The following is a 24,787-nucleotide window of genomic DNA, read 5'->3' as shown; positions in this document are numbered from 1 at the left end:
AGCAAGGCGCCAGGACACAGACGAAGGATCTAAACCATGAGCCAGCAAGTCATTATTTTCGATACAACCTTACGCGACGGTGAACAAGCGTTACAAGCCAGCCTGAGTGTGAAAGAGAAACTGCAGATTGCCATGGCCCTGGAAAGAATGGGCGTTGACGTAATGGAAGTGGGCTTTCCAGTCTCATCGCCGGGCGACTTTGAGTCAGTTCAAACCATTGCGCGCACTATCAAAAACAGCCGCGTTTGCGCACTGGCTCGCTGCGTAGAAAAAGATATCGACGTGGCGGCAGAGTCACTGAAGGTCGCTGAAGCGTTCCGTATCCACACCTTTATCGCCACCTCGCCGATGCATATCGCCACCAAACTGCGCAGTAACCTGGATGAAGTTATTGAACGTGCCATCTATATGGTGAAACGCGCACGTAATTATACTGACGATGTCGAGTTTTCCTGTGAAGACGCTGGCCGTACGCCGATTGCCGATCTGGCTCGCGTCGTTGAAGCTGCGATTAATGCTGGCGCCAGAACCATCAATATTCCGGATACCGTCGGCTACACCATGCCGTTCGAGTTCGCCAACATTATCACCGGCCTCTACGAACACGTACCTAATATCGACAAAGCCATTATCTCCGTCCATACCCATGACGATTTGGGTATCGCGGTGGGTAACGCCCTTGCCGCGGTCCACGCCGGCGCTCGCCAGGTTGAAGGCGCAATGAACGGCATCGGCGAGCGCGCGGGCAACTGCTCGCTGGAAGAAGTCATTATGGCGATTAAAGTGCGCAAAGACATTATGAATGTGCACACCCGCATTAATCACCAGGAAATCTGGCGCACCAGCCAGACCGTCAGCCAGATCTGTAATATGCCGATTCCTGCCAACAAAGCGATCGTCGGTACCGGCGCCTTCGCCCACTCTTCCGGTATTCACCAGGACGGCGTGCTGAAGAATCGCGAAAACTACGAAATCATGACGCCAGAATCTATCGGGCTGAACCAGGTACAGCTGAACCTGACTTCCCGCTCCGGCCGCGCAGCGGTGAAACACCGTATGGAAGAGATGGGCTATAAAGACACCGACTACAACATGGATCATCTGTATGAAGCGTTCCTGAAGCTGGCGGATAAAAAAGGCCAGGTATTCGACTATGACCTGGAAGCTTTAGCCTTTATTAACAAACAGCAGGAAGAGCCGGAGCATTTCCGTCTGGATTACTTCAGCGTGCAGTCTGGTTCCAGCGATATCGCTACCGCCTCGGTAAAACTGGCCTGCGGTGAAGAAACAAAAGCAGAAGCCGCCAACGGCAACGGCCCGGTTGACGCAGTTTATCAGGCCATTAACCGTATCACTGGCTATGACATCGAGCTGGTTAAATATGACCTGAACGCGAAAGGCCAGGGTAAAGATGCGCTGGGTCAGGTTGACATCGTGGTTAACTATAACGGTCGCCGCTTCCACGGCGTTGGTCTGGCGACAGATATCGTGGAATCTTCCGCAAAAGCTATGGTTCACGTCCTGAACAATATCTGGCGCGCCGCTGAAGTCGAAAAAGAATTGCAACGCAAAGCTCAGAATAAAGAGAACAATAAGGAAACCGTGTAATGTCGAAGAATTACCATATTGCTGTTTTACCAGGTGATGGTATTGGCCCGGAAGTCATGAACCAGGCGCTGAAAGTACTGGAAGCCGTTCGCAACCGTTTTGATATGCGTATTACCACCAGCCAGCATGACGTAGGCGGCATCGCCATTGACCGTCAGGGCACTCCGCTGCCTCAGAGCACCGTTGAAGGCTGTGAGCAGGCCGACGCAATCCTCTTCGGCTCCGTCGGTGGACCGAAATGGGAGCATCTGCCTCCTGCGGAACAGCCAGAACGCGGAGCGCTGCTTCCTCTGCGTAAACACTTCAAATTATTCAGCAACCTGCGTCCGGCTAAGCTGTACCAGGGGCTGGAAGAGTTTTGTCCGCTGCGTGCAGATATCGCCGCCAACGGTTTCGACATTTTATGCGTACGTGAGCTGACCGGCGGCATTTATTTCGGCCAGCCGAAGGGGCGTGAAGGCAGCGGTCAGCACGAGAAAGCCTTTGATACCGAGGTGTATCACCGCTTCGAAATCGAGCGTATCGCTCATATCGCTTTCGAGTCCGCCCGTAAGCGTCGCCACAAAGTGACCTCGATTGATAAAGCCAACGTGCTGCAGTCTTCAATTTTGTGGCGTGAAATCGTGGGCGAAATCAGCAAACAGTATCCTGACGTTGAGCTGTCGCACATGTACATCGACAACGCGACCATGCAGCTGATTAAAGATCCGTCCCAGTTCGACGTTCTGCTGTGTTCCAACCTTTTCGGCGACATTCTGTCTGACGAATGCGCCATGATTACTGGTTCAATGGGCATGCTGCCGTCCGCCAGTCTCAACGAGCAGGGCTTTGGTTTATATGAACCTGCAGGCGGCTCCGCACCGGATATCGCCGGTAAAAACATCGCTAACCCGATCGCGCAGATCCTCTCCCTGGCGCTGCTGCTGCGCTACAGCCTGGATGCCGATAACGCGGCAACAGCGATTGAGAATGCGATCAACCGCGCTTTAGAAGAAGGCGTTCGTACCGGCGATTTAGCGCGCGGTGCGGCGGCGGTGAGTACCGATGAAATGGGCGACATCATTGCCCGCTATGTCGCTGAAGGGGTGTAATCATGGCGAAGACGTTATACGAAAAATTGTTTGATGCTCACGTGGTATATGAAGCGCAAAACGAAACCCCGCTGCTGTATATCGATCGTCATCTGGTTCATGAGGTGACCTCGCCGCAGGCGTTTGACGGCCTGCGCGCTCATAAACGCCCGGTACGCCAGCCGGGTAAAACCTTCGCCACGATGGATCACAACGTTTCAACGCAGACGAAAGACATTAACGCGTCCGGCGAAATGGCGCGTATCCAGATGCAGGAATTGATTAAAAACTGCAAAGAGTTCGGCGTCGAACTGTATGACCTGAACCACCCTTATCAGGGCATCGTCCACGTCATGGGGCCGGAACAGGGAGTGACCTTACCGGGCATGACCATCGTCTGCGGCGATTCCCATACGGCAACCCATGGCGCATTCGGCGCGCTGGCTTTTGGTATCGGTACTTCCGAGGTTGAGCACGTTCTGGCAACGCAGACGCTGAAGCAGGGTCGGGCCAAAACCATGAAGATCGAAGTCAAAGGTAAAGCTGCCCCGGGCATCACCGCCAAAGACATTGTTCTGGCTATCATCGGCAAAACCGGCAGCGCTGGCGGTACCGGTCACGTAGTAGAATTCTGCGGCGAAGCCATCCGTGATTTAAGCATGGAAGGACGTATGACTCTGTGCAATATGGCTATCGAAATGGGCGCAAAAGCGGGCCTGGTGGCCCCAGACCAAACCACATTTGATTACGTTAAGGGCCGCCTGCACGCGCCGAAAGGCCAGGATTTTGACGATGCAGTTGCCTGGTGGAAGACGCTGACCACCGACGAGGGTGCGACTTTTGACAGCGTTGTCACCCTGCAGGCAGAAGATATTGCCCCGCAGGTCACCTGGGGTACTAATCCAGGTCAGGTGATTTCCGTTACCGATATCATCCCGGACCCGGCATCATTCGCTGACCCGGTAGAACGCGCAAGCGCGGAAAAAGCGCTGGCCTATATGGGCCTCAAATCCGGCGTGCCGTTAACCGAAGTGGCGATTGATAAAGTCTTTATCGGTTCCTGTACCAACTCACGTATCGAAGACTTACGCGCGGCGGCAGAGATCGCTAAAGGCCGCAAAGTGGCGCCCGGCGTTCAGGCGCTGGTGGTGCCCGGCTCAGGTCCGGTGAAAGCGCAGGCCGAAGCGGAAGGCCTGGATAAAATCTTTATTGAAGCCGGCTTTGAGTGGCGTTTACCCGGCTGCTCTATGTGCCTGGCGATGAACAATGACCGCCTGAATCCGGGCGAGCGCTGCGCTTCCACCAGCAACCGTAACTTTGAAGGCCGTCAGGGCCGCGGCGGGCGCACTCATCTGGTCAGCCCGGCAATGGCAGCAGCGGCGGCCGTTACCGGTCATTTCGCCGATATCCGTAGCTTGAAATAAGGAAACCATCATGGCAGAGAAATTTACCCAACATACCGGCCTGGTGGTTCCGCTGGACGCCGCGAACGTCGATACCGATGCAATCATTCCAAAGCAGTTTCTGCAGAAAGTCACGCGTACCGGTTTCGGCGCGCATCTGTTTAATGACTGGCGCTTTCTGGACGACAAAGGCGAACAGCCTAACCCGGAATTCGTGCTGAACTTCCCGGAATATAAAGGCGCCTCTATCCTGCTGGCGCGGGAAAACTTCGGCTGCGGCTCCTCTCGCGAGCACGCGCCGTGGGCGCTGACCGATTACGGTTTTAAAGTTGTTATCGCACCCAGCTTCGCCGATATCTTCTATGGCAACAGCTTTAACAATCAGCTGCTGCCGGTCACGCTGAGCGAAGAGCAGGTTGATGAGCTGTTTAAGCTGGTCCAGTCTCAGCCTGGCATTAAGTTTGAAGTCGATCTGGAAGCCGAAGTCGTTAAAGCTGGCGATAAATCCTATCGATTTAAAATTGACGCTTTCCGCCGTCACTGCATGCTTAACGGCCTGGACAGCATCGGCCTGACTCTGCAGCACGAAGATGCAATCTCGGCCTACGAGAAAAAACAGCCGGCATTTATGCATTAAGTCGGCAAGTAGTTTATATCTCAGCCCGGACCGCGTTCCGGGCTTTTTTTCCTCGCGACAAAATGAGATCCAGCGCACAAATTATTAATATTGGTCGATTCAATAGATAGAATTTTTGGCAGTTAAAAAAATAAATCTTTCCCGATTGGGCATCTATTCAATCATTCCCACGCTTATTTTGTGTCATTCCACAAGTACAAGTAAAAAATCGATTGAAATATTTAAGATAAAAACATGAACATGTAAAACGATTGTTAATCCCATAGAATCCCGCTATAGCTCCACGCAAAAAAAAGCATTATTTTTCTATTTGACGCCTCGTTATCTTTCCCCACAGAGAAATATTAACTTTGGACAGGCTAGGATCGCCGTATCGCGGCCATCGGGCATCCAGTGGAGAGAGCATATGAGCCACTACCCCCATCTTTTTTCCCCGTTGACCATTAACGGAATGACCCTAAAAAACCGCATCATCATGCCGCCAATGGGGACTAACCTGGCGAGTCTGAACGGTGAGGTCACGCAGGAACAGATTGACTACTATGAGCTACGCGCGCGGGGCGGCACAGGTCTCATCACCATCGAGAATATTTGTATCGATTTTCCTTTCGCTTCTAACGGCACAACGCAGCTGCGGATCGATAACGATCAATATATTCCACGCCTGTTCAAATTAACCGAAACCTTACATAAACACGGTGCCTGCGTCGGTATTCAATTAAACCACGCCGGGGCTTCAGCTTATGCATATCGCCTGAATGGTGAAATGCCGCTTTCTTCTTCAAGCACGCCATCGAAAAAGAACGGTAATATTCCGCGCCCGATGACGCACGACGAAATTTATCATGCCGTCGATAAATTTGGTGATGCTGCGGAACGCGTGCGCCGCGCAGGATTCGACTGCGTGGAAATTCATGCTGGCCACTCTTATTTAATTAGCCAGTTTTTATCACCGCTGTTTAATAAACGTACCGATGAATTTGGCGGCTGCGTTGAGAATCGCGCCAGAATATTAACCTTAATTGTCGATAAGGTTCGCGCCTGCGTAGGCCCGCGTTTCCCGGTCAGCCTGCGTATCAGTGCCGATGATTTTCTGGAGGGCGGTAACACCCTGGAAGACTCGCTGCGGATCCTCGAACTGTGCCAGGAGAAAGTGGATATTATCAACGTCTCCGCCGCACAGAACGACAACCTGAATTTCCAGATTGACCAGATGTCTCTGGAAGATGGCTGGAAGCGCTACCTCTCCCGCGCAGTGCGCGATAAATTCCACAAGCCAACGGTTATCGCCGGCAACATTCGTTCGCCAAAAGTCGCTGAAGACATCATCGCCAGCGGCGATGCCGACCTGATCGCTATTGGTCGTGGTCTCATCGCCGAGCCTGAGTGGGTACATAAAGTCCAGAGCGGTAACGAACGTATGATGCGTAAATGCATCTCCTGCAATATTGGCTGTGCGGATCACCGTATTGCCCGCTCCCGCCCTCTGCGCTGCTCGATCAACCCGGATATCATCCACGGCGATGCTTACAAACAGCAGCGCGTTATCCGTGATACCAACGTCGTGGTTATCGGCGCGGGTACGGCGGGAATGGAAGCGGCCTGCACCGCGGCTGAAGTCGGCTGCCATACCTGGCTACTGGAAGAGAAACACAGCCTCGGCGGACTGGCCAGCGAGATCTCGCTGCTGCCGGAGAAAAAGCGTATCGCCGATTTCCCTCTGTTTATGAAAAATCGTATCGCCTCGCTCGATAATCTGATGCTGCAGGTGGGTAAGCGTGCCACCGTCGACGCCGTTTCCGCTCTGCGCCCGGATTTAATCGTCAACGCCACCGGCTCAGTTCCCCTGTTGCCGCCCATTGAAGGGCTACGCGAGAATATTGATGTCGAAGGCGGCAACGTCTTCTCAATTACCAATATGATTCATCATCTGGATCGGTTTGCCGACGCAACGGGTAAACGCATCGCCGTCGTCGGCGCGGGCGCCGTGGGTCTGGACGTCATTGAATACTTCTCCGCGCGCGGTGCCAGCGCCGTACTTATCGAGATGCAGGACGCGCCGGGACGCGACCTCGACATCATTACCAAAAACGCCATGTTGACCATGCTTGATGAACATCACGTGGAGCAGCACATGCGCACACAGCTGGTTGCCGTCACCCCAACGCATTTCACCGTTAAAAACGCCGACGGCACCTTCGACATTCCTTTCGATTACGGCTTCGTCTGCCTGGGAATGCGCGCCAACACCGCCGGTCTCAATGAGATTGAACAATGGGCCAGAGCCAATAACGTAAAAATAATGAACATCGGCGACAGCCTGATGGCCCGGCGAATCATTGATGGCGTGCGCGAAGGGCGCAACGTGCTGGACACCCTCGAAGATATGGGCGCTCTCGGCAACCGCGAATCGACAAAAATTCCATTTCTAACATATTGAGGACTTTATCATGGCAGAACGTATTACCGGACACACCGAGCTGATCGGCCTGATTGCGACGCCGATTCGTCACAGCATGTCGCCGACCATGCACAACGAAGCTTTTGCCCACCTTGGCCTGGACTATGTTTATCTGGCGTTCGAAGTCGGTAATGAAGAGCTGAAAGATGTCGTACAGGGCTTTCGTGCGTTAAAGCTGCGCGGCTGCAACGTCTCCATGCCGAACAAAACGGAGATTTGCCAGTACCTTGACAAACTCTCTCCGGCTGCAGAGCTGGTTGGCGCGGTGAATACCGTGGTAAACGACAATGGCGTACTGACCGGCCACATTACTGACGGCACTGGATATATGCGCGCGCTCAAAGAAGCGGGCATCGACATCATCGGTAAAAAAATGACCGTTCTGGGCGCCGGCGGCGCGGCTACCGCAATCTGCGTACAGGCCGCTCTGGATGGCGTCAAAGAGATCTCTATCTTCAACCAGAAAGATAAGTTCTTCCCTAACGCCGAGCAGACCGTCGCCAAGATCCGCAACAATACCAACTGCGAAATCCACCTGTTCGACATTGCCGATCACGATAAGCTGCGTGCCGAGATCGACAGCAGCGTCATTCTCACTAACGCTACCGGCGTTGGCATGAAACCGTTTGAAGGCCAGATGCTGCTGCCTGACGACAGCTTCCTGCGTGCGGATCTTATCGTGTCCGACGTGGTCTATAACCCGCGTAAAACCTATCTGCTGGAAGTGGCCGAGAAAAAAGGCTGCCGCACCATCAACGGTCTGGGAATGATGCTCTGGCAGGGAGCGCGCGCTTTTGAAATCTGGACAGGCAAAGAAATGCCGGTTGAACACGTCAAAAGTATCCTGTTCTAAGGATGGGCGCGATGAAAAATCAATATGTCCCAACGGCAGCTGGGCTATATCTTAACTATCTGATCCACGGCATGGGGGTATTGCTGATTACCCTCAACATGGCGAATTTACAGGAACAATGGGGAACCGACGCTGCCGGCGTCTCCATCGTTATTTCGTCGCTCGGGATTGGTAAGCTTGCCACGCTGGTGACGGGGTTCCTGTCCGATCGCTTTGGCCGTAAGCCTTTTATCTATCTCGGGATTGCCAGCTATATCGTGTTCTTCCTCGGCATTTTGCTGACGAAAAACATCTACCTGGCTTACTGCTGCGGCATTATGGCGGGCCTGGCGAACAGCTTCCTCGACTCCGGTACCTATCCGGCGCTGATGGAATCTTTCCCTAACTCAGCCAGCCGCGCAAACGTGCTGATCAAAGCGTTTGTCTCAGCCGGTCAGTTCCTGCTGCCGTTCATCATCGGTGCGCTGATCTGGGCGAATATGTGGTACGGCTGGTCGTTTATCATCGCCGCTGTCTTGATGATCCTGAGCTCCATCTATCTGATAAAAATGCCTTTCCCGGACCATCGGGCGAAAAAGGAAAGCGCAGAAAAATCAGCGACTGCCGCCGCCGCTCCGCAAGCGGACTCCGGCAAACTGGATATGGTCATCTTCACCCTGTACGGCTACATCGGTATGGCGACCTTTTATCTGGTCAGCCAGTGGTTAGCGCAGTACGGCGAATTCACTGCCGGGCTCCCTCATGAGTCGGCGATTAAGCTGTTAAGCGTCTATACTGCGGGTTCCCTGACATGCGTATTCGTCACTGCGGCCTTTGTGAAAGAGGTATTTAGTTCAGCCGTCGCCATGATCGTTTACACCTTTCTGTCGATGATCTCCCTGCTGATCGTTTGCCTGTTCCCGACGCCAATGGTGGTTACCGGCTTCGCCTTTATCATTGGCTTCTCCGCCGCGGGCGGCGTGCTGCAGATAGGCGCGACGATTATGGCAATGAGCTTCCCGAACGGCAAAGGTAAAGCCACCGGGATCTTTTATACCGCAGGGAGTCTGGCCAGCTTTACGATCCCGCTAATCACGGCAAAGCTGTCGAAAATTAGCATCGCCAGCATAATGTGGTTCGATCTTCTGATCGCTATCGTCGGCTTTGTGATCGCCCTGTACATCGGTTATCGTCAGCTTCAGGTTCGCGCCGCTGCTAAAACATCTCATGTTGCAGCAACCGCCTGATGGTCAATGACAAAAAGAATAATGGATACCAACATGACTAAAGCAGTAACAGTAAAAAACATCACCTTCCAGGAAGGGGAAACGTTGATTTGCGTGCCGCTGATCGGCAAAACGCTTGCCGAGCTACAGACTAACGCGCGTGCGCTGGCCACCGCCGGAGCTGATATTATCGAATGGCGCGTGGATCACTTCACCCAGGTCAGAGAGATCGAGCAGGTTCTGCTGGCGCTGGCTGAAATTCGTCAGCTGCTGAAAGATATCCCGCTGCTGTTCACCTTCCGCAGCAAAAAAGAGGGTGGCGAAACGGAAATCAGCGATGAAGCTTACTTTGAGCTGAATCGCCAGGCGGCCGTTAGCGGTCTCGCGGATGTGATTGATATCGAGCTGTTCAACGATGAAGCGCAGATCCGTTCGCTGGTGAACGATGCCCACGCTGCGGGCGTCAAAGTTATCATGAGCAATCACGATTTCCATAAAACCCCGGCTCAGGAAGATATCATCTACCGTCTGCGCCGCATGCAGGATCTTGGCGCTGACTTGCCGAAGATCGCGGTTATGCCGCAGTCGCCGCAGGATGTACTGACTCTGCTCTCGGCAACCCTGACCATGAAAGAGAAGTACGCCACTCGCCCATTAATTACCATGTCGATGGGTAAATCCGGCGGAGTTAGCCGGGTCACCGGCCGTTTGTTCGGTTCAGCAATGACCTTCGGTACCGTGGGACAGGCTTCAGCGCCAGGACAAATTGCTATTACCCAACTGCGTGAGCTAATGGATATTCTTTCCTGATGAAACCGACGCCCGGAGGTCACCCTCCGGGCATCTTGTTACCTGATTTTTTGGCTGTCATTAATAATGACATCTTTAAACGACTGAATAGCTGGAGAAAGCACCCGCTCTTTCATTGTTGCCAGATAGATATAACGCGGAGGAATTGCATTTTTTATCGTCATAATATGCACGTTGTAATACGAGAGTGCGGAAATTCGCGGCATGATCGCAATCCCATAATCAATACTGACCAGCCCCGCCATCGCCGTATCCTCATCAACGTAGCAGGCTATATCCGGCACCAGCTTTTGCTGCATAAATACGTTATCAATAAAAGGGCGAAGTCCGCTATTTTCTGAAAAATAGATATAGGGGTAGTGAATAGTCTCCACCAGGTCGACTTCATTTTCATAAAGCCGGGCCAGGGGATGATCTTTCGCCGTCACTACTACCAGTTCTTGCTGAATAATAGGAATGAAGTCGATATCTGATTCATCTGCAATGTAGGAACAAATAGCCAGATCGCTTTTCCCGGCCTTCAGCTCCTGCAAAAGCGTTAACGATGTTCCCTGAGTAAAAGAGAATGTCACATTGTGACGAGAAGGTGAAAGCGAATATTTATTAATTAACTGCGGTACAACATACTCGCCCATAGTATAAATAAACGCAATGCGAATATTCTCCTTATTCTCTGCGCTATTCTTTTGCAACGTCATGCGGCCGTTTTCTAATGAGGCCAGCGCATCTTCCACATAGGGCAGGAAGCGCTTACCGTTCTGCGTAATCTTAACGTTGCGACCTTTCCTGGCAAACAGTGCCACGCCGAGCTCTTTCTCCAGCTCAGATATAGCATGGCTCAGGGAGGGCTGGGTGATAAAAAGGCTGGAGGCTGCTTCAGTGTAATGCTCAGTTTCTGCCAGTCGCTTAAAATAATAAAGTTGCTTTAGGTTCATTATTTTTGCTCGTATAATATAAGAATAAAACTAATGAAGCTAATATACCATACAAGCTATCTATGATGAGCCGGAAAGGAGAAATATTCGAGTCAAATCAAATATTGTTTTTACCCGTTTATACCGTACGTAAAAAAGCATTACTAATCATCAATAGAGTCAATACCTGGATAGAGTATTTCTGCATGCATAAATACATGCAAAAATATTTTAAACTTTAAAGGAAATCATTATGAGGACGATTGATGCTCAGGAAAGGACGATTTTGCCGTCGGCCACGCAAAAACGGACCAGAACGCGAATTGTAATTTTAATGTTACTATCGATAGGTACGATGATAAATTATCTCGATCGTACCATTTTAGGCGTTGTGGCTCCCAAATTAACGAGTGAAATACATATTGACCCTGCCATGATGGGGATCGTGTTTTCTGCTTTTGCCTGGACCTATGCGCTGGCACAAATTCCCGGAGGGATGTTTTTAGATCGCTTCGGTAATAAAATCACCTACGCTCTATCTATTTTCTTCTGGTCAACCTTTACATTATTACAAAGCTTTTCCGTGGGCTTAAAATCTTTGCTGCTTCTTCGATTAGGCTTAGGGATCAGCGAAGCCCCCTGCTTCCCGGTGAATAGCCGGGTAGTCAGTAAATGGTTTCCCCAGCATGAACGAGCCAGAGCCACGGCAACTTATACCGTTGGCGAATATATCGGGCTGGCCGCTTTTTCTCCTCTTCTTTTTTTAATCCTGGAGCATCATGGCTGGAGAACGCTATTTTTCCTCACCGGAGGATTAGGTATTGCGTTTACTTTTGTGTGGTGGAAGTTTTATCATGAACCACACGAATCAAAAACAGCAAATAAAGCAGAGCTGGAATATATCGGCGTAGAAAATACGGCTAAAGCAGATGAAAACATCCCATTTAACTGGCCCGATGCAAAACGTTTATTGTGCTGCAGACAAATTATTGGCGCCAGTCTTGGGCAGTTTGCCGGTAATACAACGCTGGTTTTCTTTCTGACATGGTTCCCTACTTACCTGGCCAACGAGCGCCATTTACCGTGGCTACACGTGGGATTCTTCGCATCCTGGCCCTTCCTGGCCGCGGCTATCGGTATTTTTTTCGGCGGCTGGGCTTCTGATAAAATATTAAAGAAAACCAGTTCCGTTAATATCAGCAGAAAGCTCCCGATTATTTCCGGGTTACTGCTTTCAAGCTGCATCATTATTGCTAACTGGGTGGATAGCAACACTGCGGTGATTATTATCATGTCGATTGCATTTTTTGGCCAGGGTATGGTTGGTCTCGGCTGGACGCTTATTTCAGACATTGCACCTAAAAACATGGGCGGACTCACCGGGGGGATTTTCAACTTCTGCGCCAATATGGCGTCAATCATTACCCCGTTAATTATTGGGGTCATCATATCCATGACCGGTAATTTTTTCTACGCGCTGATTTATATCGGTTTAACCGCTCTGATTGGCGTCATCGCCTACATCTTTATTATCGGCGATATTAAAAGGATTGAATTGAAATAACCCGCAACTAACGCTGCCCCAACGAAACGTCGGGGCAGTAAAAACATTTAGATATCTTTAACTCTGCTGGTCATAAACAGCGTCACCAGGGAAATCCCGGCAATTGTCCAGTAGACGCTGGCATGCCCATAGCTTTGCGACAGCGCGCCCTGAATAACCCCAGCCAGAATCACCCCAGTGGAAATACTATTGGTAAACAGCGTGGTTGCGGCTCCCGCTCGCCCGGGCATCAGATCCTGAAACCACAGCATACCTATGCCGGCAACAATCCCGATAAATACGGCGTTAAACAGCTGTAACACCAGCAGCGCGATACGGTCGTGAAACAGAATCAGGCCAATATAAAACAGCACGCCAGCCGCCACTGCCGTCACCATCATATTACGCTTACCCCAGCGCTTAACGTAGTAGCCAGCCAGAATCATGGCCGGAATCTCCAGCCCGGCAGCGGTGCCCATTAATATCCCCGCGAGGCTATCGGGCAGACCAAGATCGCTACTGATCCACAAAGGCATATCAATAATATACATAGTGTTACAGGTCCACATCAGGGTGGAGGCGATAAACAGCGTCCGTACGTTTTTATCGTGCCATCCCCCGGCCTGTACCAGAACGTCATCTCCTTCCGAAGGCTGCTCCACGCGGGCGACAGAAGGTAGCTTAAAAGCGATCAGCACCAGACTAATCACAAAGATCCCGGCAGCAATCGAAAACATCGTGGTGAAGCCGTAGTTCAGCGCCAGCATAAAAGCCAGCGGCGGGCCAATCACCCACGCCAGAGAAAGCTGCGCACGCATTATCGAACTGAACATCACTACTTCACGCGCCGAGCTATCGGCATATTCCCGCGCCAGGGCAAATAGCTGCGGCATCGCGGCATTCGCTACGGAAGCCAGCATCACTCCGCAGGTAATCAGCGTCAGGTAGTGACGATTAAAAGCAAACAGCAGCGCATTTCCCACCGCCATCAGGCAGCAAAACATAATCAGCCGACGACGATCGCCCCGGCTATCGGAGCGTTTAGCCAGCGCCAGGCTGACCAGGATACCGGCAATCGCGTTAACCGTATAAAACAGGCCCACCCAGAACGGCTGCGCCCCTACTTCGCGGCTGAGAAATAAGCTGAGCGTTGGCGCCTGCAGCGCGCCAGCGATTCCCATCATGAAAGCGACCAGCATAAAAGCGGCGTAAACGCCGTTGAGACGACGCCCCATCGTCATTAACCACAGCATGAAATATCCTTAAGCACGCGAAGCAAACGAAAAAAGCCAGCAGAAGTATTCTGCTGGCGGGTGATTCTATACTCAATAGGTTTCGAGTTGCGGGCAGGCGGCCAGGACGTAGGTCCCTGGGAACATAGATAGCTATGTGACCTGGGCGAGCGGGCGCAGCCAACGCACCTGCAGCTTGAAAGACGACGAGTATAACACCAATACTCAGTCACACATGATGTCTGCAAGTCAATGATCAGAGGTCTGCGACGTAACTCCCCACTGCATCAGCTCTCCGAGAATTTCCTGCCGTCTTCCTGCCATCAGGCGGGCCAGCCAGGACGCATCCTGCGTCGCAGAAAAGTAGCCTTGATAGAACTGTTTAATGGTTGACCTCATCATATTCACCTCCTCGCTTCATCGACGTTGATTATTGACTTAATATAGGGAGTAATAAATTGCTGAGTTTTTATCAGGAGTTCCCCTTTTATGCCTTCCGGTCGTTTACAACAGCAGTTCATTCGCCTGTGGCAGTGCTGCGACGGCAAGTCTCAGGAGACAACGCTTAACGAGCTGGCACATATGCTGAGCTGTTCGCGCCGCCATATGCGTACCTTATTGAACATGATGGAAGAACGCGGCTGGCTCACCTGGGAGGCGGAGGCGGGACGTGGCAAACGCTCACGCCTCTCTTTTCTCTATACCGGTCTCGCGCTGCAACAGCAGCGAGCGGAAGATTTGCTGGAACAGGACCGAATCGATCAGCTGGTACAGCTGGTTGGCGATAAAGCCGCCGTCAGGCAAATGCTGGTTTCCCATTTAGGCCGCAGCTTTCGTCAGGGGCGGCATATCCTGCGCGTGCTCTACTATCGGCCAATGAAAAATCTGCTGCCCGGCAGCGCGCTTCGCCGCTCGGAAACGCATATCGCCCGACAGATTTTTAGCGCGTTGACGCGGGTAAATGAGGAAAATGGGGAACTGGAAGCCGATATTGCTCACCATTGGCAGCAGATCACCCCAACCCACTGGCGTTTTTTTCTGCGTCCAGGTATTCATTTTCATCATGGCCGGGAGCTGGAAATGGCGGATGTCATCAGCTCCCTGCAGCGCAGCAACGCGCTGCCGCTGTTTTCCCATATTGAGCGTATCGACTCCCCTACCGCGTGGACCCTCGATATCCATCTCAGTCAACCCGACCGCTGGCTGCCCTGGCTATTAAGCCAGGTCCCGGCCATGATCCTGCCGCACGAATGGCGGTCGATGGAGAACTACTCCAGTATCCCCGTTGGCACGGGCCCCTATTCGGTTGTGCGCAATAACCAGAATCAGCTCAAAATTCGTGCTTTCGACGACTATTTCGGCTATCGGGCGCTGATCGATGAAGTAAACGTCTGGGTGCTGCCGGAAATCAGCGAAGAACCTAACGGCGGCTTAACGTTACAGGGCACCACGCAAAGCGAGAAAGCGGTGGAAAGCCGCCTGGAAGAGGGTTGTTATTATCTGCTGTTCGACGCCCGCAGCCCGCTCGGCGCGAACGCGGCGGTACGCCAGTGGTTAAGCTATCTGTTCCAGCCCGCCAGACTGCTCTATCACGCAGGCGATCACTATCAGGACAACTGGTTCCCGGCCTATGGCCTGCTACCCCGCTGGCACCATGCACGCAGCCACGCTTGTGAAAAACCGCCGGGTCTGGAGACGGTCACGCTGACCTACTATCAGGACCACGTTGAGCACCGCGTGCTCGGCGGGATCATGGCGAAGCTGCTTGCCGAGCATCAGGTCAAACTGGAAATACAGGAGCTGGAGTATCAGGAGTGGCACCGCGGCGAAGCGGTCAGCGACGTCTGGCTCAACAGCGCTAACTTTACGCTGCCGATCGATTTCTCCCTGTTTGCCTGGCTATATGAAGTCCCGCTGGTTCGCAACTGTATTCCCATCGACTGGGAACAGGATGCCAGCCGGTGGCGTGCGGGAGAGCTTAATCCAGCGACATGGAGCCAACAGCTGCTGACCAATCAAACGATTGTTCCACTGATTCACCACTGGCTAATGATCCAGGGACAGCGCAGCATGCGCGGCGTACGCATGAACACTCTTGGCTGGTTTGACTTTAAATCCGCGTGGTTCGCGCCGCCAGAGCCGTAATGCTTTCAGTCAGCTGACAAAATCATTACACTAACTGCCGTTCTCAACGGGGTGCTAATAAACATACGTACCATCATTCAAGAAGCATCACAAAACGCTATGGCGTTTTGAAGATGCGGCTTGAAGGATGAAACGTATGGGCTGAGAAAATACCCGTCGAACCTGATCCGGATAACGCCGGCGAAGGGATTTGGGGCCCACTCAAAATCCTTTGCCACCCCTTTTTTCTGAGGTGCAAAGTGTTGAAAAAATTACTCCCGCTGCTGGCGCTGGCCGCCGCGCCCGTTTTTGCCAAACCGCTGCTCACCGTTTATACCTACGACTCGTTCTCCGCCGACTGGGGCCCTGGTCCCGCGGTTAAAAAAGCCTTTGAAGCTGACTGCGGCTGCGAACTGAAGTTCGTGGCGCTCGAAGATGGCGTCTCGCTGCTCAACCGGCTGCGGATGGAGGGCAAAAACAGCAAAGCGGATGTGGTGCTTGGCCTGGATAACAACCTGCTGGAAGCCGCCTCGCAAAGCAAACTGTTCGCCAAAAGCGGCGTTCCGGCCAGCGCGGTCAGCGTGCCCGGCGGCTGGGACAACGATACCTTCGTCCCGTTTGATTACGGCTATTTCGCTTTCGTTTACGATAAAAACAAGCTGAAGAATCCGCCGAAAAGCCTGAAAGAGCTGGTTGAAAGCGAGGAAAAATGGCGGGTGATCTATGAAGATCCGCGCACCAGCACGCCGGGTCTGGGCCTGCTGCTATGGATGCAAAAGGTGTACGGCGATAAGGCGCCGGATGCCTGGCAGAAGCTGGCGGCAAAAACCGTCACCGTCACCAAAGGCTGGAGCGAAGCCTATGGCCTGTTCCTGAAAGGCGAAAGCGATCTGGTGCTGAGCTATACCACTTCTCCGGCTTACCACATCATTGAAGAGAAGAAAGATAACTACGCTGCGGCAAACTTCGCTGAAGGCCACTATCTACAGGTTGAAGTTGCCGCCCGTACCGCAGCCAGCAAACAGCCGGAGCTGGCGGAAAAATTCCTCAAATTTATGGTTTCTCCAGGCTTCCAGAACGCGATCCCGACCGGCAACTGGATGTATCCGGTTACCCAGGTTGCGCTTCCGGCGGGCTTTGATGCGCTTGTGAAACCGCAAACGACGCTCGAATTTACCCCGCAGCAGGTCGCGACCGACCGCCAGAATTGGATTAGCGCATGGCAACGCGCCGTCAGCCGCTAACTTTCGGCTGGCTCCTTCCGGGACTGACGGCGGCCATCGTCCTGGTCGCCGTAGCGCTGGCCGCTTTCCTGGCGCTGTGGTTTAGCGCCCCGCAAGCGGCCTGGGGCGTGCTGGTCAGCGACAGCTATCTCTGGCACGTCGTGCGCTTCTCTTTCTGGCAGGCCTTCCTTTCCGCGCTTTTTTCGGTGATCCCGGCAATCTTCCTCGCCCGCGCCCTTTACCGGCGCCGATTCCCCGGGCGCACGCTGCTGTTGCGTCTTTGCGCGATGACCTTAATTCTGCCGGTACTGGTGGCGGTGTTCGGTATTCTGAGCGTCTACGGTCGTCAGGGATGGTTGGCTGAATTATGCAACGCGTTCGGCTGGCAGTGGGAATTCTCACCCTACGGGCTACAGGGGATCCTGCTGGCGCACGTGTTCTTTAATATGCCGATGGCTACGCGCCTGCTGCTGCAGACGCTGGAGAATATCCCCGGCGAGCAGCGGCAAATCGCCGCCCAGCTTGGGATGCGCGGCTACGTCTTTTTCCGGCTGGTTGAGTGGCCGTGGCTGCGGCGGCAAATTCTCCCGGTTGCGGCGCTGATCTTTATGCTCTGTTTCGCCAGCTTTGCGACCGTGCTGTCGCTGGGCGGCGGCCCGCGGGCAACGACGATCGAACTGGCAATTTACCAGGCGCTTAATTTCGACTACGACCCGGCGCGCGCGGCGATGCTGGCGCTTATCCAGATGATCTGCTGTCTCGGGCTGGTGTTGCTTAGCCAACGCCTGAGTAAAGCTCTCGCCATCGGCGCCAGCCATATCCGCGGCTGGCGCGATCCCGACGACCGGCTATCGAGCCGGCTGTGTGACATAACGTTGATTGGCGTGGCGCTTTTACTGCTGTTACCGCCGCTGCTGGCGGTGATAGTCGATGGTCTGAACAGCAATCTGTTTCACGTGCTGCATCAGCCTGCGCTGTGGCAGGCGCTGTGGACATCGCTGCGTATCGCTCTTGCCGCCGGGCTCTTAAGCGTCATTCTGACCATGATGCTGCTGTGGAGCAGCCGTGAACTGCGCGCTCGCAACCGCCCGCTGGCCGGACAGGCCCTTGAGCTGAGCGGCATGCTGATCCTCGCCATGCCGGGCATCGTGCTGGCCACCGGTTTCTTCCTGCTGCTCAATAATAGCGTGGGCCTGCCGGAGTCCGCCGACGGTATCGTCATTTTTACTAATGCGCTGATGGCAATTCCCTACGCGCTCAAGGTGCTGGAAAACCCGATGCGCGATATCGCCGCCCGCTACGGCCCCCTCTGCCAGTCGCTGGGGATGCAGGGCTTTACGCGCCTTCGGGTGGTTGAGCTTCGCGCTTTAAAACGCCCGCTTGCCCAGGCGCTGGCCTTTGCCTGTGTACTATCGATTGGCGATTTCGGCGTCGTGGCGCTATTCGGTAACGAAGATTTTCGTACTCTGCCGTTTTACCTGTATCAGCAAATTGGCTCTTATCGAAGCCAGGACGGGGCCGTGACCGCCCTTTTGCTCCTGCTGCTGTGCTTTTTACTCTTTAGCGTTATTGAAAAACTTCCGGGGCGCGATGCTAAAACTGAATGATGTAACCTGGCTTTATCAGCATCTGCCCATGCGTTTTACGCTTGCCGCCGAACGCGGGGAGCGCATTGCGGTTCTTGGCCCCAGCGGGGCCGGGAAAAGCACGCTGTTGAACCTGATTGCCGGTTTTTTACCGCCCGCCAGCGGTAGCATTGAGATCGACGGCCAGCGTCATACCCACACGCCTCCGTCGCGCCGTCCGGTATCGATGCTGTTTCAGGAAAATAACCTGTTTAACCATCTCACCATCCGCCAGAACATTGCCCTGGGCATGCATCCCGGGCTGCGGCTGAACGCGGAACAGAGCGCCCGATTGCAAACCATTGCCGGACAAATGGGAATTGACGCGATGTTAGAGCGTCTGCCGGAAGAGCTTTCCGGCGGGCAGCGTCAGCGTGCGGCGCTGGCGCGCTGTCTGGTACGCAAACAGCCGGTGCTGCTGCTGGACGAGCCCTTCTCGGCGCTCGATCCCGCGCTGCGTCAGGAGATGCTGACGCTGGTTGCCGATGTCTGCCAGCAGCAGCGCCTGACGCTCTTGATGGTCTCGCATAGCGTCGAAGATGCGGCGCGCATCGCGCCGCGGTCGGTGGTGGTAGCCGAGGGGCGAATTGCCTGGGACGGCGAGACCACCGCGCTGCTCAGCGGCAACAGCAGCGCCTCAGCGCTACTGGGAATTAGCGCAAAATAACCTTATGCAGGATGTCGAGATAGATAGGCATCAGAGGATGGCGGAAGGCGAAAACCAGCGCAACCCCGGCGGCGCAGACCATTAGCGGTGCCAGCCACAAGAGGCGCGAGCGCGGCAGGAAGCGGGTTAGACGATCGCCGGAACTTTTAGCGCTGCGCCATAGTCGCCAGCACAGCCACGCCGCCAGCCACGCCAGCAGCGCCGCCCCCAGCAGCAGCCACTTAAAGCTGGCGCTATTGTCATCTGCCGGAATATCAATTGCCGCCCCGGCAAGGATCCCCGGTAAGAAGTAGAGCGGCGGCCATAGCAGGCAGCCTATGATATTGGGCGGAATAAATTTCGCGACCGGCAGGTCAAGCATTCCCGCGACCATCGGCACCAGCGGGCGCGTAGGCCCGACAAATCGGCCAACCAAAATGGTAAACATGCTGTGCTGATGCAGAGCATGTTCGGTTTTATCCAGCAGCGCTTTGTTTTTCTTCAAAAAAGACCAACGATGCAGCGGTTTTTTAAACCGCCAGCCAAGCCAGAATGAAATCCAGTCGCCGAGCAAACAGCCGATAATTCCCGCCAGCCACGCTTGCCAGAAGCTAACCTCGCCGCTGCCGATCAGCGCGCCCAATCCGGCCATCATCACCGTTCCCGGTAAGATAAGCCCCACCAGCGCCAGCGATTCAAGGAAGGCAACCAGCAGAACGGCTATCAGGGAATAGACCGTCGATTGAGTAATAAAGTGTTCCAGCAATGCTTGCATAATGTACCCGGATTAAAAACGAAGCACGGATTCTCTGGAGCCGCGAGTACTTCGTCAAGCCATCAATTGTTTCTACCCGTCATACTTCGGGCTGCAGATGCGTTGGCTGCGGATGACTCGCCCTGGCGGGTAGCCGCAAGCGCGATGCACAACGACCAACCGCTTTGCTCTGCAACTCGAGTTAATTAGGGTATATCTAGTTTACTGGCTGTGTTAACAATCTGGGCCATCATTTCACTTTCTTTACTTTTTATTCACACCCAGCGCGAAACTCGCTCGGACTGGCGCCGGTGCATTTCTTAAACACGCGCGAAAAGTAGAGCTGATCTTCAAAACCGACGTTACGGCCCACGCTGGCGATCGGCATTCGCGTGGTGCTCAGCAGCAGTTTGGCCTGGCTAATTCGCTGATCCTCCCGCCATCCCAGCACACTGATCCCCAGCTGTTGGCGGAACAGATGCGACAGGCGCGACGGCGACAGGCATACGTGCTGAGCAACGCTGGCAATATCGAAATGGCTGTCCGCCAGATGATCGCTGATGTACTGGCAGGCATCGCGCACCCGGTTATCCAGCGGCGGATGCAGCGATTCATTGATGGCTTCCATACGCCTAAGCAGCAGCTGCTCCATCAGGTTTATTGCCAGCAGCTCGGAATAACGCCCCGCGCCCTGTCCGGCCTCCACAATCTGCCCGAACAGTTCGCCAAAGCGCGCCTGCCACTGCTCATCCGGACGGAAAAAACCGGTCTGGGCGAAAATGGTCGGCCAGTTCAGCCACTCATGCCAGTAGGCGCGCGGACGGAAATAGACCCACTGGTGATACCATTCGCGAGCATCGGGGTGGCGGCCATAATGGTGAATCTCTCCCGGCGGGAACAGCAGCATGTCGCCGGGGCGGCAGATAAACTGCTCTCCGTGATTGTTGATCACCCCTTCGCCGCGAATCGTCAGGTTAAGGATATAGCCCTTCATGCCCAGCGGACGGTCAATAAAGAAATCCAGATAGCCATCGGCCTCAATTGGCGTCAGGCCCGTCACCAGGTGGGCGTTAAAAGAGTAACCCGGCAACAAAGGATCGTTTTGTGTTTCGGCCATAAACGCTGCTCTCCCGGAGACATTAAGGACACCAATTGTCCATACCTTGCATTTTATCTTCTGACTGACGGCCCGTACTGCGACGCGGGTTAGAAATCGAATTAAAACCCGCCTTATCTCGGTAAAAACTGAGCATAGCGCACAGTTCAGGCGCTTTTCGCGCATAACTGAAGTGTCTATAAAGATGGCAGGAAAGTCCACATTGAATATTTGCACGGCGTCACACTTTGCGGCGTAACAGCAATATAGTCCATAAGATTAGCGAATACGGCCTGACGGTTTTCAGCCCAGATATCTACTGTTGCACCATGAATGATTTTTAGCATGGAGTAACAGTATGGCAATTGCGATTGGCCTCGATTTTGGCAGTGATTCAGTACGCGCCCTGGCGGTAGAGTGCGCGACCGGCGAAGAGCTCGCCACAAGCGTCGAGTGGTATCCGCGCTGGCAGGAGGGGCTATTCTGCGATGGCCCAAACAACCGGTTCCGCCATCATCCACGCGACTATATCGAGTCGATGGAAGCCGCGCTAAAAAGCGTTCTTGCCGCACTTAGCGCCGAACAACGCGCGACCGTCGTCGGCATCGGCGTTGATAGCACCGGCTCAACTCCAGCCCCCATCGACGCCGACGGTAATGTCCTGGCGCTGCGCGAAGAGTTCGCCGACAACCCTAACGCCATGTTTGTACTGTGGAAAGACCACACTTCCGTGGAGGAAGCAGAGGAGATCACCCGCCTGTGCCACCAGCCGGATAAAGAAGATTACTCTCGCTATATCGGCGGTATCTACTCCAGCGAATGGTTCTGGGCCAAGATCCTCCACGTCACCCGCCAGGACCGCGCCGTCGCCGAGGCCGCCGCGTCGTGGATTGAGCTCTGCGACTGGGTGCCGGCCCTGCTTTCCGGTACAACTCGCCCGCAGGATATTCGCCGCGGACGCTGTAGCGCCGGACATAAATCGCTGTGGCACGAAAGCTGGGGCGGTCTGCCGCCAGCCGCTTTCTTCGATGAACTCGACCCGATTATCAACCAGAGCCTGACGTACCCAATGTTCAGCGAGACCTGGACGGCGGACCTGCCGGTCGGCACGCTGACCCGCGAATGGGCCGAGCGCCTGGGCCTGCCGCAAACCGTCGCTATATCCGGCGGCGCTTTCGACTGCCATATGGGCGCGGTCGGCGCCGGGGCGCAGCCAAACGCGCTGGTCAAAGTTATCGGCACCTCCACCTGCGATATCCTGATCGCTGATAAACAAAGCGTTGGCGAACGCACGGTGAAGGGGATTTGCGGCCAGGTCGACGGCAGCGTCGTGCCTGACTTTATCGGGATGGAAGCCGGTCAATCCGCTTTTGGCGATATCTATGCCTGGTTTGGCCGTATTCTCGGCTGGCCGCTGGAGCAGCTGGCGCAGGCCCATCCGGAACTTAAAGAGCAGATCAAAGCCAGTCAGAAGCAGCTACTGCCCGCGCTCACTGAAGCCTGGGCAAAAAATCCGTCTCTCGATCACCTGCCGGTGGTGCTGGACTGGTTTAACGGTCGCCGCACGCCGAATGCAAACCAGCGCCTGAAAGGGGTGATCACCGATCTTAACCTTGCCACCGACGCTCCCGCGCTGTTCGGCGGGCTGATTGCCGCGACCGCTTTCGGCGCCCGCGCCATTATGGAGTGCTTCACCGAGCAGGGGATTCCGGTCAACAACGTGATGGCGCTTGGCGGTATCGCGCGGAAAAACCCGGTGATCATGCAGGCCTGCTGCGATGTGCTGAATCGCCCGTTGCAGATCGTCGCTTCCGATCAGTGCTGCGCGCTGGGTGCGGCTATCTTCGCCGCCGTTGCCGCCGGCGTGTACCGCGATATTCCTGCCGCGCAGGAAAATATGGCCAGTCAGGTGGAAAGCACCCTGCATCCGCGTCCTCAGCAGGCGCAGCGTTTCGAACAACTCTATCAGCGCTACCAGCAGTGGTCGGTCAGCGCGGAACAACGTTATCTCCCTTCGACTGCACAGGCGGAAACCGCACCGCAATCCCAGGCAGCCCTCACCCATTAAGGACATGAAAATGACTATTTTTAATAATTATGAAGTGTGGTTCGTCATCGGTAGCCAGCATCTGTATGGCCCTGAAGCGCTACGTCAGGTTACGCAGCATGCAGAACATGTGGTGAACAGCCTCAATGCGGAAGCCAAACTGCCGTGCAAACTGGTGCTTAAACCGCTGGGCACCACGCCGGATGAGATAACCCATATCTGCCGCGACGCAAACTACGATGACAAGTGCGCCGGGATGGTGGTGTGGCTGCACACCTTCTCACCGGCGAAAATGTGGATTAACGGCCTCACGATCCTCAATAAGCCGCTGATGCAGTTCCATACCCAGTTCAACGCGGCGCTGCCGTGGGACAGCATTGATATGGACTTTATGAACCTGAACCAGACCGCGCACGGCGGCCGCGAGTTCGGCTTCATCGGCGCGCGGATGCGTCAGCAGCACAGCGTGGTAACCGGCCACTGGCAGGATAAAGAAGCCCATCAGCGCATCGGCGCGTGGATGCGTCAGGCGGTATCAAAACAGGATACCCGCCATCTGAAAGTGTGCCGTTTCGGCGATAACATGCGCGAAGTGGCGGTCACCGACGGGGATAAAGTCGCCGCGCAGATTAAGTTTGGCTTCTCGGTTAACACCTGGGCGGTGGGCGATCTGGTACAGGTGGTCAACGCGGTCACCGACGGAGAAATCAGCGCGCTGGTTGATGAGTACGAAAGCAGCTATCGTCTGACGCCCGCGGTGCAAATCCACGGCGATAAGCGGCAGAACATCCTTGATGCGGCGCGCATTGAGCTGGGGATGAAACGCTTCCTGGAACAGGGCGGCTTCCACGCCTTCACCACCACCTTTGAAGATTTGCACGGCCTGAAACAGCTTCCGGGTCTGGCCGTACAGCGTCTGATGCAGCAGGGCTACGGCTTTGCGGGCGAGGGCGACTGGAAAACCGCCGCCCTGCTTCGCATCATGAAGGTGATGGCAACCGGTCTGCAGGGCGGCACCTCCTTTATGGAGGATTACACCTACCACTTCGAGAAAGGCAACGATCTGGCGCTGGGCTCGCACATGCTGGAAGTCTGTCCGACCATCGCCACCGCGGAGAAACCGATTCTCGACGTGCAGCCGCTGGGCATCGGTGGTAAAGCCGATCCGGCGCGCATCATCTTCAACACCCGGACCGGCCCGGCGATCGTTGCCAGCCTGATAGATCTCGGCGATCGCTATCGTCTGCTGGTTAACACCATTGAAACGGTGAAAACGCCGCACGACCTGCCGAAATTACCGGTGGCTAACGCCCTGTGGAAAGCCCATCCGGACCTGCGCACCGCGTCCGAGGCCTGGATTATCGCCGGTGGCGCACACCATACCGTCTTCAGCCATGCGCTGACTCTCGACGATATGCGCCAGTTTGCCGAGCTGCAGGATATCGAGCTGACCGTAATTGATAACGAAACCTGCCTGCCGTCCTTCAAGGATGCCCTGCGCTGGAACGAAGTTTATTACGGTTCAAAACGCTAAAC

The 24,787-nt window shown here is 54.4% G+C and carries 20 protein-coding genes and 1 riboswitch; of the genes, 15 read left to right on the top strand and 5 right to left on the bottom strand.

From position 1 onward, the window contains the following. Nucleotides 1-36: 36 nt before the first annotated feature. From leuA to aroD, 8 genes are all read left to right on the top strand, one after another. Nucleotides 37-1,608 carry a 2-isopropylmalate synthase gene (gene leuA, locus GJ746_RS04305; RefSeq protein ID WP_154679086.1) on the top strand — a complete coding sequence of 524 codons (1,572 nt, stop codon included), beginning with the start codon at nucleotides 37-39 and terminating at the stop codon, nucleotides 1,606-1,608. Beyond that, nucleotides 1,608-2,699, top strand: coding sequence for a 3-isopropylmalate dehydrogenase (gene leuB, locus GJ746_RS04300; protein ID WP_154679085.1), 1,092 nt, complete (start codon nucleotides 1,608-1,610; stop codon nucleotides 2,697-2,699). Before leuA ends, leuB begins: the two co-directional genes overlap by 1 nt. Before the next feature lie 2 nt (nucleotides 2,700-2,701). Further along, a complete protein-coding gene (leuC, locus tag GJ746_RS04295) occupies nucleotides 2,702-4,102 on the top strand; it encodes a 3-isopropylmalate dehydratase large subunit (RefSeq protein WP_154679084.1) in 1,401 nt (466 codons plus the stop codon). Between the two features lie 10 nt (nucleotides 4,103-4,112). Then, nucleotides 4,113-4,718 carry a 3-isopropylmalate dehydratase small subunit gene (leuD, locus tag GJ746_RS04290; protein ID WP_154679083.1) on the top strand — a complete coding sequence of 202 codons (606 nt, stop codon included), beginning with the start codon at nucleotides 4,113-4,115 and terminating at the stop codon, nucleotides 4,716-4,718. A gap of 406 nt (nucleotides 4,719-5,124) precedes the next feature. Continuing rightward, on the top strand, nucleotides 5,125-7,158 hold the full coding sequence (locus GJ746_RS04285) for an FAD-dependent oxidoreductase (RefSeq protein WP_154679082.1): 2,034 nt from the start codon (nucleotides 5,125-5,127) through the stop codon (nucleotides 7,156-7,158). 10 nt (nucleotides 7,159-7,168) lie between these two features. Next, the gene (locus GJ746_RS04280; RefSeq protein ID WP_154679081.1) at nucleotides 7,169-8,032 is read left to right on the top strand and encodes a shikimate dehydrogenase; all 864 of its coding nucleotides are present in this window, start codon (nucleotides 7,169-7,171) and stop codon (nucleotides 8,030-8,032) included. A gap of 11 nt (nucleotides 8,033-8,043) precedes the next feature. After that, on the top strand, nucleotides 8,044-9,258 hold the full coding sequence (locus tag GJ746_RS04275; protein WP_154679080.1) for an MFS transporter: 1,215 nt from the start codon (nucleotides 8,044-8,046) through the stop codon (nucleotides 9,256-9,258). 33 nt (nucleotides 9,259-9,291) lie between these two features. Continuing rightward, nucleotides 9,292-10,047, top strand: a complete 756-nt coding sequence (gene aroD / locus GJ746_RS04270; RefSeq protein WP_154679079.1) for a type I 3-dehydroquinate dehydratase — start codon at nucleotides 9,292-9,294, stop codon at nucleotides 10,045-10,047. A 38-nt stretch (nucleotides 10,048-10,085) separates the two neighbouring features. Here the strand turns inward: aroD and GJ746_RS04265 are convergent, their stop codons facing one another. Continuing rightward, nucleotides 10,086-10,982 (bottom strand): LysR family transcriptional regulator, encoded by an 897-nt coding sequence (locus GJ746_RS04265; RefSeq protein WP_154679078.1) that lies wholly within the window; start codon nucleotides 10,980-10,982, stop codon nucleotides 10,086-10,088. A gap of 232 nt (nucleotides 10,983-11,214) precedes the next feature. Here GJ746_RS04265 and GJ746_RS04260 point away from each other — a divergent pair, with 232 nt between their 5' ends. Further along, nucleotides 11,215-12,525, top strand: a complete 1,311-nt coding sequence (locus tag GJ746_RS04260) for an MFS transporter (RefSeq protein WP_154679077.1) — start codon at nucleotides 11,215-11,217, stop codon at nucleotides 12,523-12,525. Nucleotides 12,526-12,572: 47 nt separating this feature from the next. On the opposite strand, the gene GJ746_RS04255 is transcribed toward GJ746_RS04260, so the two are convergent. Together GJ746_RS04255 and sgrT are read right to left on the bottom strand one after the other, a co-directional pair. Further along, complete coding sequence (locus tag GJ746_RS04255) at nucleotides 12,573-13,757, bottom strand: sugar efflux transporter (protein ID WP_154679076.1); 1,185 nt, start codon at nucleotides 13,755-13,757, stop codon at nucleotides 12,573-12,575. A gap of 228 nt (nucleotides 13,758-13,985) precedes the next feature. Next, the gene (gene sgrT / locus GJ746_RS04250; RefSeq protein WP_154679075.1) at nucleotides 13,986-14,138 is read right to left on the bottom strand and encodes a glucose uptake inhibitor SgrT; all 153 of its coding nucleotides are present in this window, start codon (nucleotides 14,136-14,138) and stop codon (nucleotides 13,986-13,988) included. An 87-nt stretch (nucleotides 14,139-14,225) separates the two neighbouring features. On the opposite strand from sgrT, the gene sgrR reads away from it, so the two are divergent. From sgrR to thiQ, 4 genes are all read left to right on the top strand, one after another. Continuing rightward, complete coding sequence (gene sgrR / locus GJ746_RS04245) at nucleotides 14,226-15,881, top strand: HTH-type transcriptional regulator SgrR (RefSeq protein WP_154679074.1); 1,656 nt, start codon at nucleotides 14,226-14,228, stop codon at nucleotides 15,879-15,881. 37 nt (nucleotides 15,882-15,918) lie between these two features. Then, nucleotides 15,919-16,088: riboswitch (TPP riboswitch) on the top strand. A gap of 32 nt (nucleotides 16,089-16,120) precedes the next feature. Further along, nucleotides 16,121-17,104 (top strand): thiamine ABC transporter substrate binding subunit, encoded by a 984-nt coding sequence (gene thiB, locus GJ746_RS04240; RefSeq protein ID WP_154679073.1) that lies wholly within the window; start codon nucleotides 16,121-16,123, stop codon nucleotides 17,102-17,104. After that, nucleotides 17,080-18,690, top strand: coding sequence for a thiamine/thiamine pyrophosphate ABC transporter permease ThiP (thiP, locus tag GJ746_RS04235; protein ID WP_154679072.1), 1,611 nt, complete (start codon nucleotides 17,080-17,082; stop codon nucleotides 18,688-18,690). Before thiB ends, thiP begins: the two co-directional genes overlap by 25 nt. Beyond that, nucleotides 18,674-19,375 carry a thiamine ABC transporter ATP-binding protein ThiQ gene (gene thiQ, locus GJ746_RS04230; RefSeq protein ID WP_154679071.1) on the top strand — a complete coding sequence of 234 codons (702 nt, stop codon included), beginning with the start codon at nucleotides 18,674-18,676 and terminating at the stop codon, nucleotides 19,373-19,375. The genes thiP and thiQ overlap by 17 nt, the downstream gene beginning before the upstream one ends. Here thiQ and GJ746_RS04225 read toward each other — a convergent pair. Next, entirely contained in the window at nucleotides 19,362-20,129 is a 768-nt protein-coding gene (locus tag GJ746_RS04225) for a DedA family protein (RefSeq protein ID WP_154679070.1), read from the bottom strand. The two genes, thiQ and GJ746_RS04225, sit on opposite strands and share 14 nt — an antisense overlap. A 250-nt stretch (nucleotides 20,130-20,379) precedes the next feature. Beyond that, nucleotides 20,380-21,225 (bottom strand): arabinose operon transcriptional regulator AraC, encoded by an 846-nt coding sequence (araC, locus tag GJ746_RS04220; protein ID WP_154679069.1) that lies wholly within the window; start codon nucleotides 21,223-21,225, stop codon nucleotides 20,380-20,382. Nucleotides 21,226-21,562: 337 nt separating this feature from the next. Here araC and araB point away from each other — a divergent pair, with 337 nt between their 5' ends. Beyond that, nucleotides 21,563-23,272, top strand: a complete 1,710-nt coding sequence (gene araB, locus GJ746_RS04215; protein WP_154679068.1) for a ribulokinase — start codon at nucleotides 21,563-21,565, stop codon at nucleotides 23,270-23,272. Between the two features lie 10 nt (nucleotides 23,273-23,282). Further along, nucleotides 23,283-24,785, top strand: a complete 1,503-nt coding sequence (araA, locus tag GJ746_RS04210; protein WP_154679067.1) for an L-arabinose isomerase — start codon at nucleotides 23,283-23,285, stop codon at nucleotides 24,783-24,785. The last annotated feature ends 2 nt before the right edge of the window (nucleotides 24,786-24,787 follow it).

It is taken from the genome of Klebsiella oxytoca, from assembly GCF_009707385.1.
Lineage (GTDB): Bacteria > Pseudomonadota > Gammaproteobacteria > Enterobacterales > Enterobacteriaceae > Klebsiella > Klebsiella oxytoca_C.
This window is presented reverse-complemented; position numbering and strand designations above follow the sequence as displayed.

What these genes read in the sequence shown, in the direction of transcription:
- leuA (WP_154679086.1), top strand. Translation starts at nt 37, where the DNA reads ATGAGCCAGCAAGTCATTATTTTCGATACAACCTTACGCGACGGTGAA.
- leuB (WP_154679085.1), top strand. Translation starts at nt 1,608, where the DNA reads ATGTCGAAGAATTACCATATTGCTGTTTTACCAGGTGATGGTATTGGC.
- leuC (WP_154679084.1), top strand. Translation starts at nt 2,702, where the DNA reads ATGGCGAAGACGTTATACGAAAAATTGTTTGATGCTCACGTGGTATAT.
- leuD (WP_154679083.1), top strand. Translation starts at nt 4,113, where the DNA reads ATGGCAGAGAAATTTACCCAACATACCGGCCTGGTGGTTCCGCTGGAC.
- GJ746_RS04285 (WP_154679082.1), top strand. Translation starts at nt 5,125, where the DNA reads ATGAGCCACTACCCCCATCTTTTTTCCCCGTTGACCATTAACGGAATG.
- GJ746_RS04280 (WP_154679081.1), top strand. Translation starts at nt 7,169, where the DNA reads ATGGCAGAACGTATTACCGGACACACCGAGCTGATCGGCCTGATTGCG.
- GJ746_RS04275 (WP_154679080.1), top strand. Translation starts at nt 8,044, where the DNA reads ATGAAAAATCAATATGTCCCAACGGCAGCTGGGCTATATCTTAACTAT.
- aroD (WP_154679079.1), top strand. Translation starts at nt 9,292, where the DNA reads ATGACTAAAGCAGTAACAGTAAAAAACATCACCTTCCAGGAAGGGGAA.
- GJ746_RS04265 (WP_154679078.1), bottom strand. Translation starts at nt 10,982, where the DNA reads ATGAACCTAAAGCAACTTTATTATTTTAAGCGACTGGCAGAAACTGAG.
- GJ746_RS04260 (WP_154679077.1), top strand. Translation starts at nt 11,215, where the DNA reads ATGAGGACGATTGATGCTCAGGAAAGGACGATTTTGCCGTCGGCCACG.
- GJ746_RS04255 (WP_154679076.1), bottom strand. Translation starts at nt 13,757, where the DNA reads ATGCTGTGGTTAATGACGATGGGGCGTCGTCTCAACGGCGTTTACGCC.
- sgrT (WP_154679075.1), bottom strand. Translation starts at nt 14,138, where the DNA reads ATGATGAGGTCAACCATTAAACAGTTCTATCAAGGCTACTTTTCTGCG.
- sgrR (WP_154679074.1), top strand. Translation starts at nt 14,226, where the DNA reads ATGCCTTCCGGTCGTTTACAACAGCAGTTCATTCGCCTGTGGCAGTGC.
- thiP (WP_154679072.1), top strand. Translation starts at nt 17,080, where the DNA reads ATGGCAACGCGCCGTCAGCCGCTAACTTTCGGCTGGCTCCTTCCGGGA.
- thiQ (WP_154679071.1), top strand. Translation starts at nt 18,674, where the DNA reads ATGCTAAAACTGAATGATGTAACCTGGCTTTATCAGCATCTGCCCATG.
- GJ746_RS04225 (WP_154679070.1), bottom strand. Translation starts at nt 20,129, where the DNA reads ATGCAAGCATTGCTGGAACACTTTATTACTCAATCGACGGTCTATTCC.
- araC (WP_154679069.1), bottom strand. Translation starts at nt 21,225, where the DNA reads ATGGCCGAAACACAAAACGATCCTTTGTTGCCGGGTTACTCTTTTAAC.
- araB (WP_154679068.1), top strand. Translation starts at nt 21,563, where the DNA reads ATGGCAATTGCGATTGGCCTCGATTTTGGCAGTGATTCAGTACGCGCC.
- araA (WP_154679067.1), top strand. Translation starts at nt 23,283, where the DNA reads ATGACTATTTTTAATAATTATGAAGTGTGGTTCGTCATCGGTAGCCAG.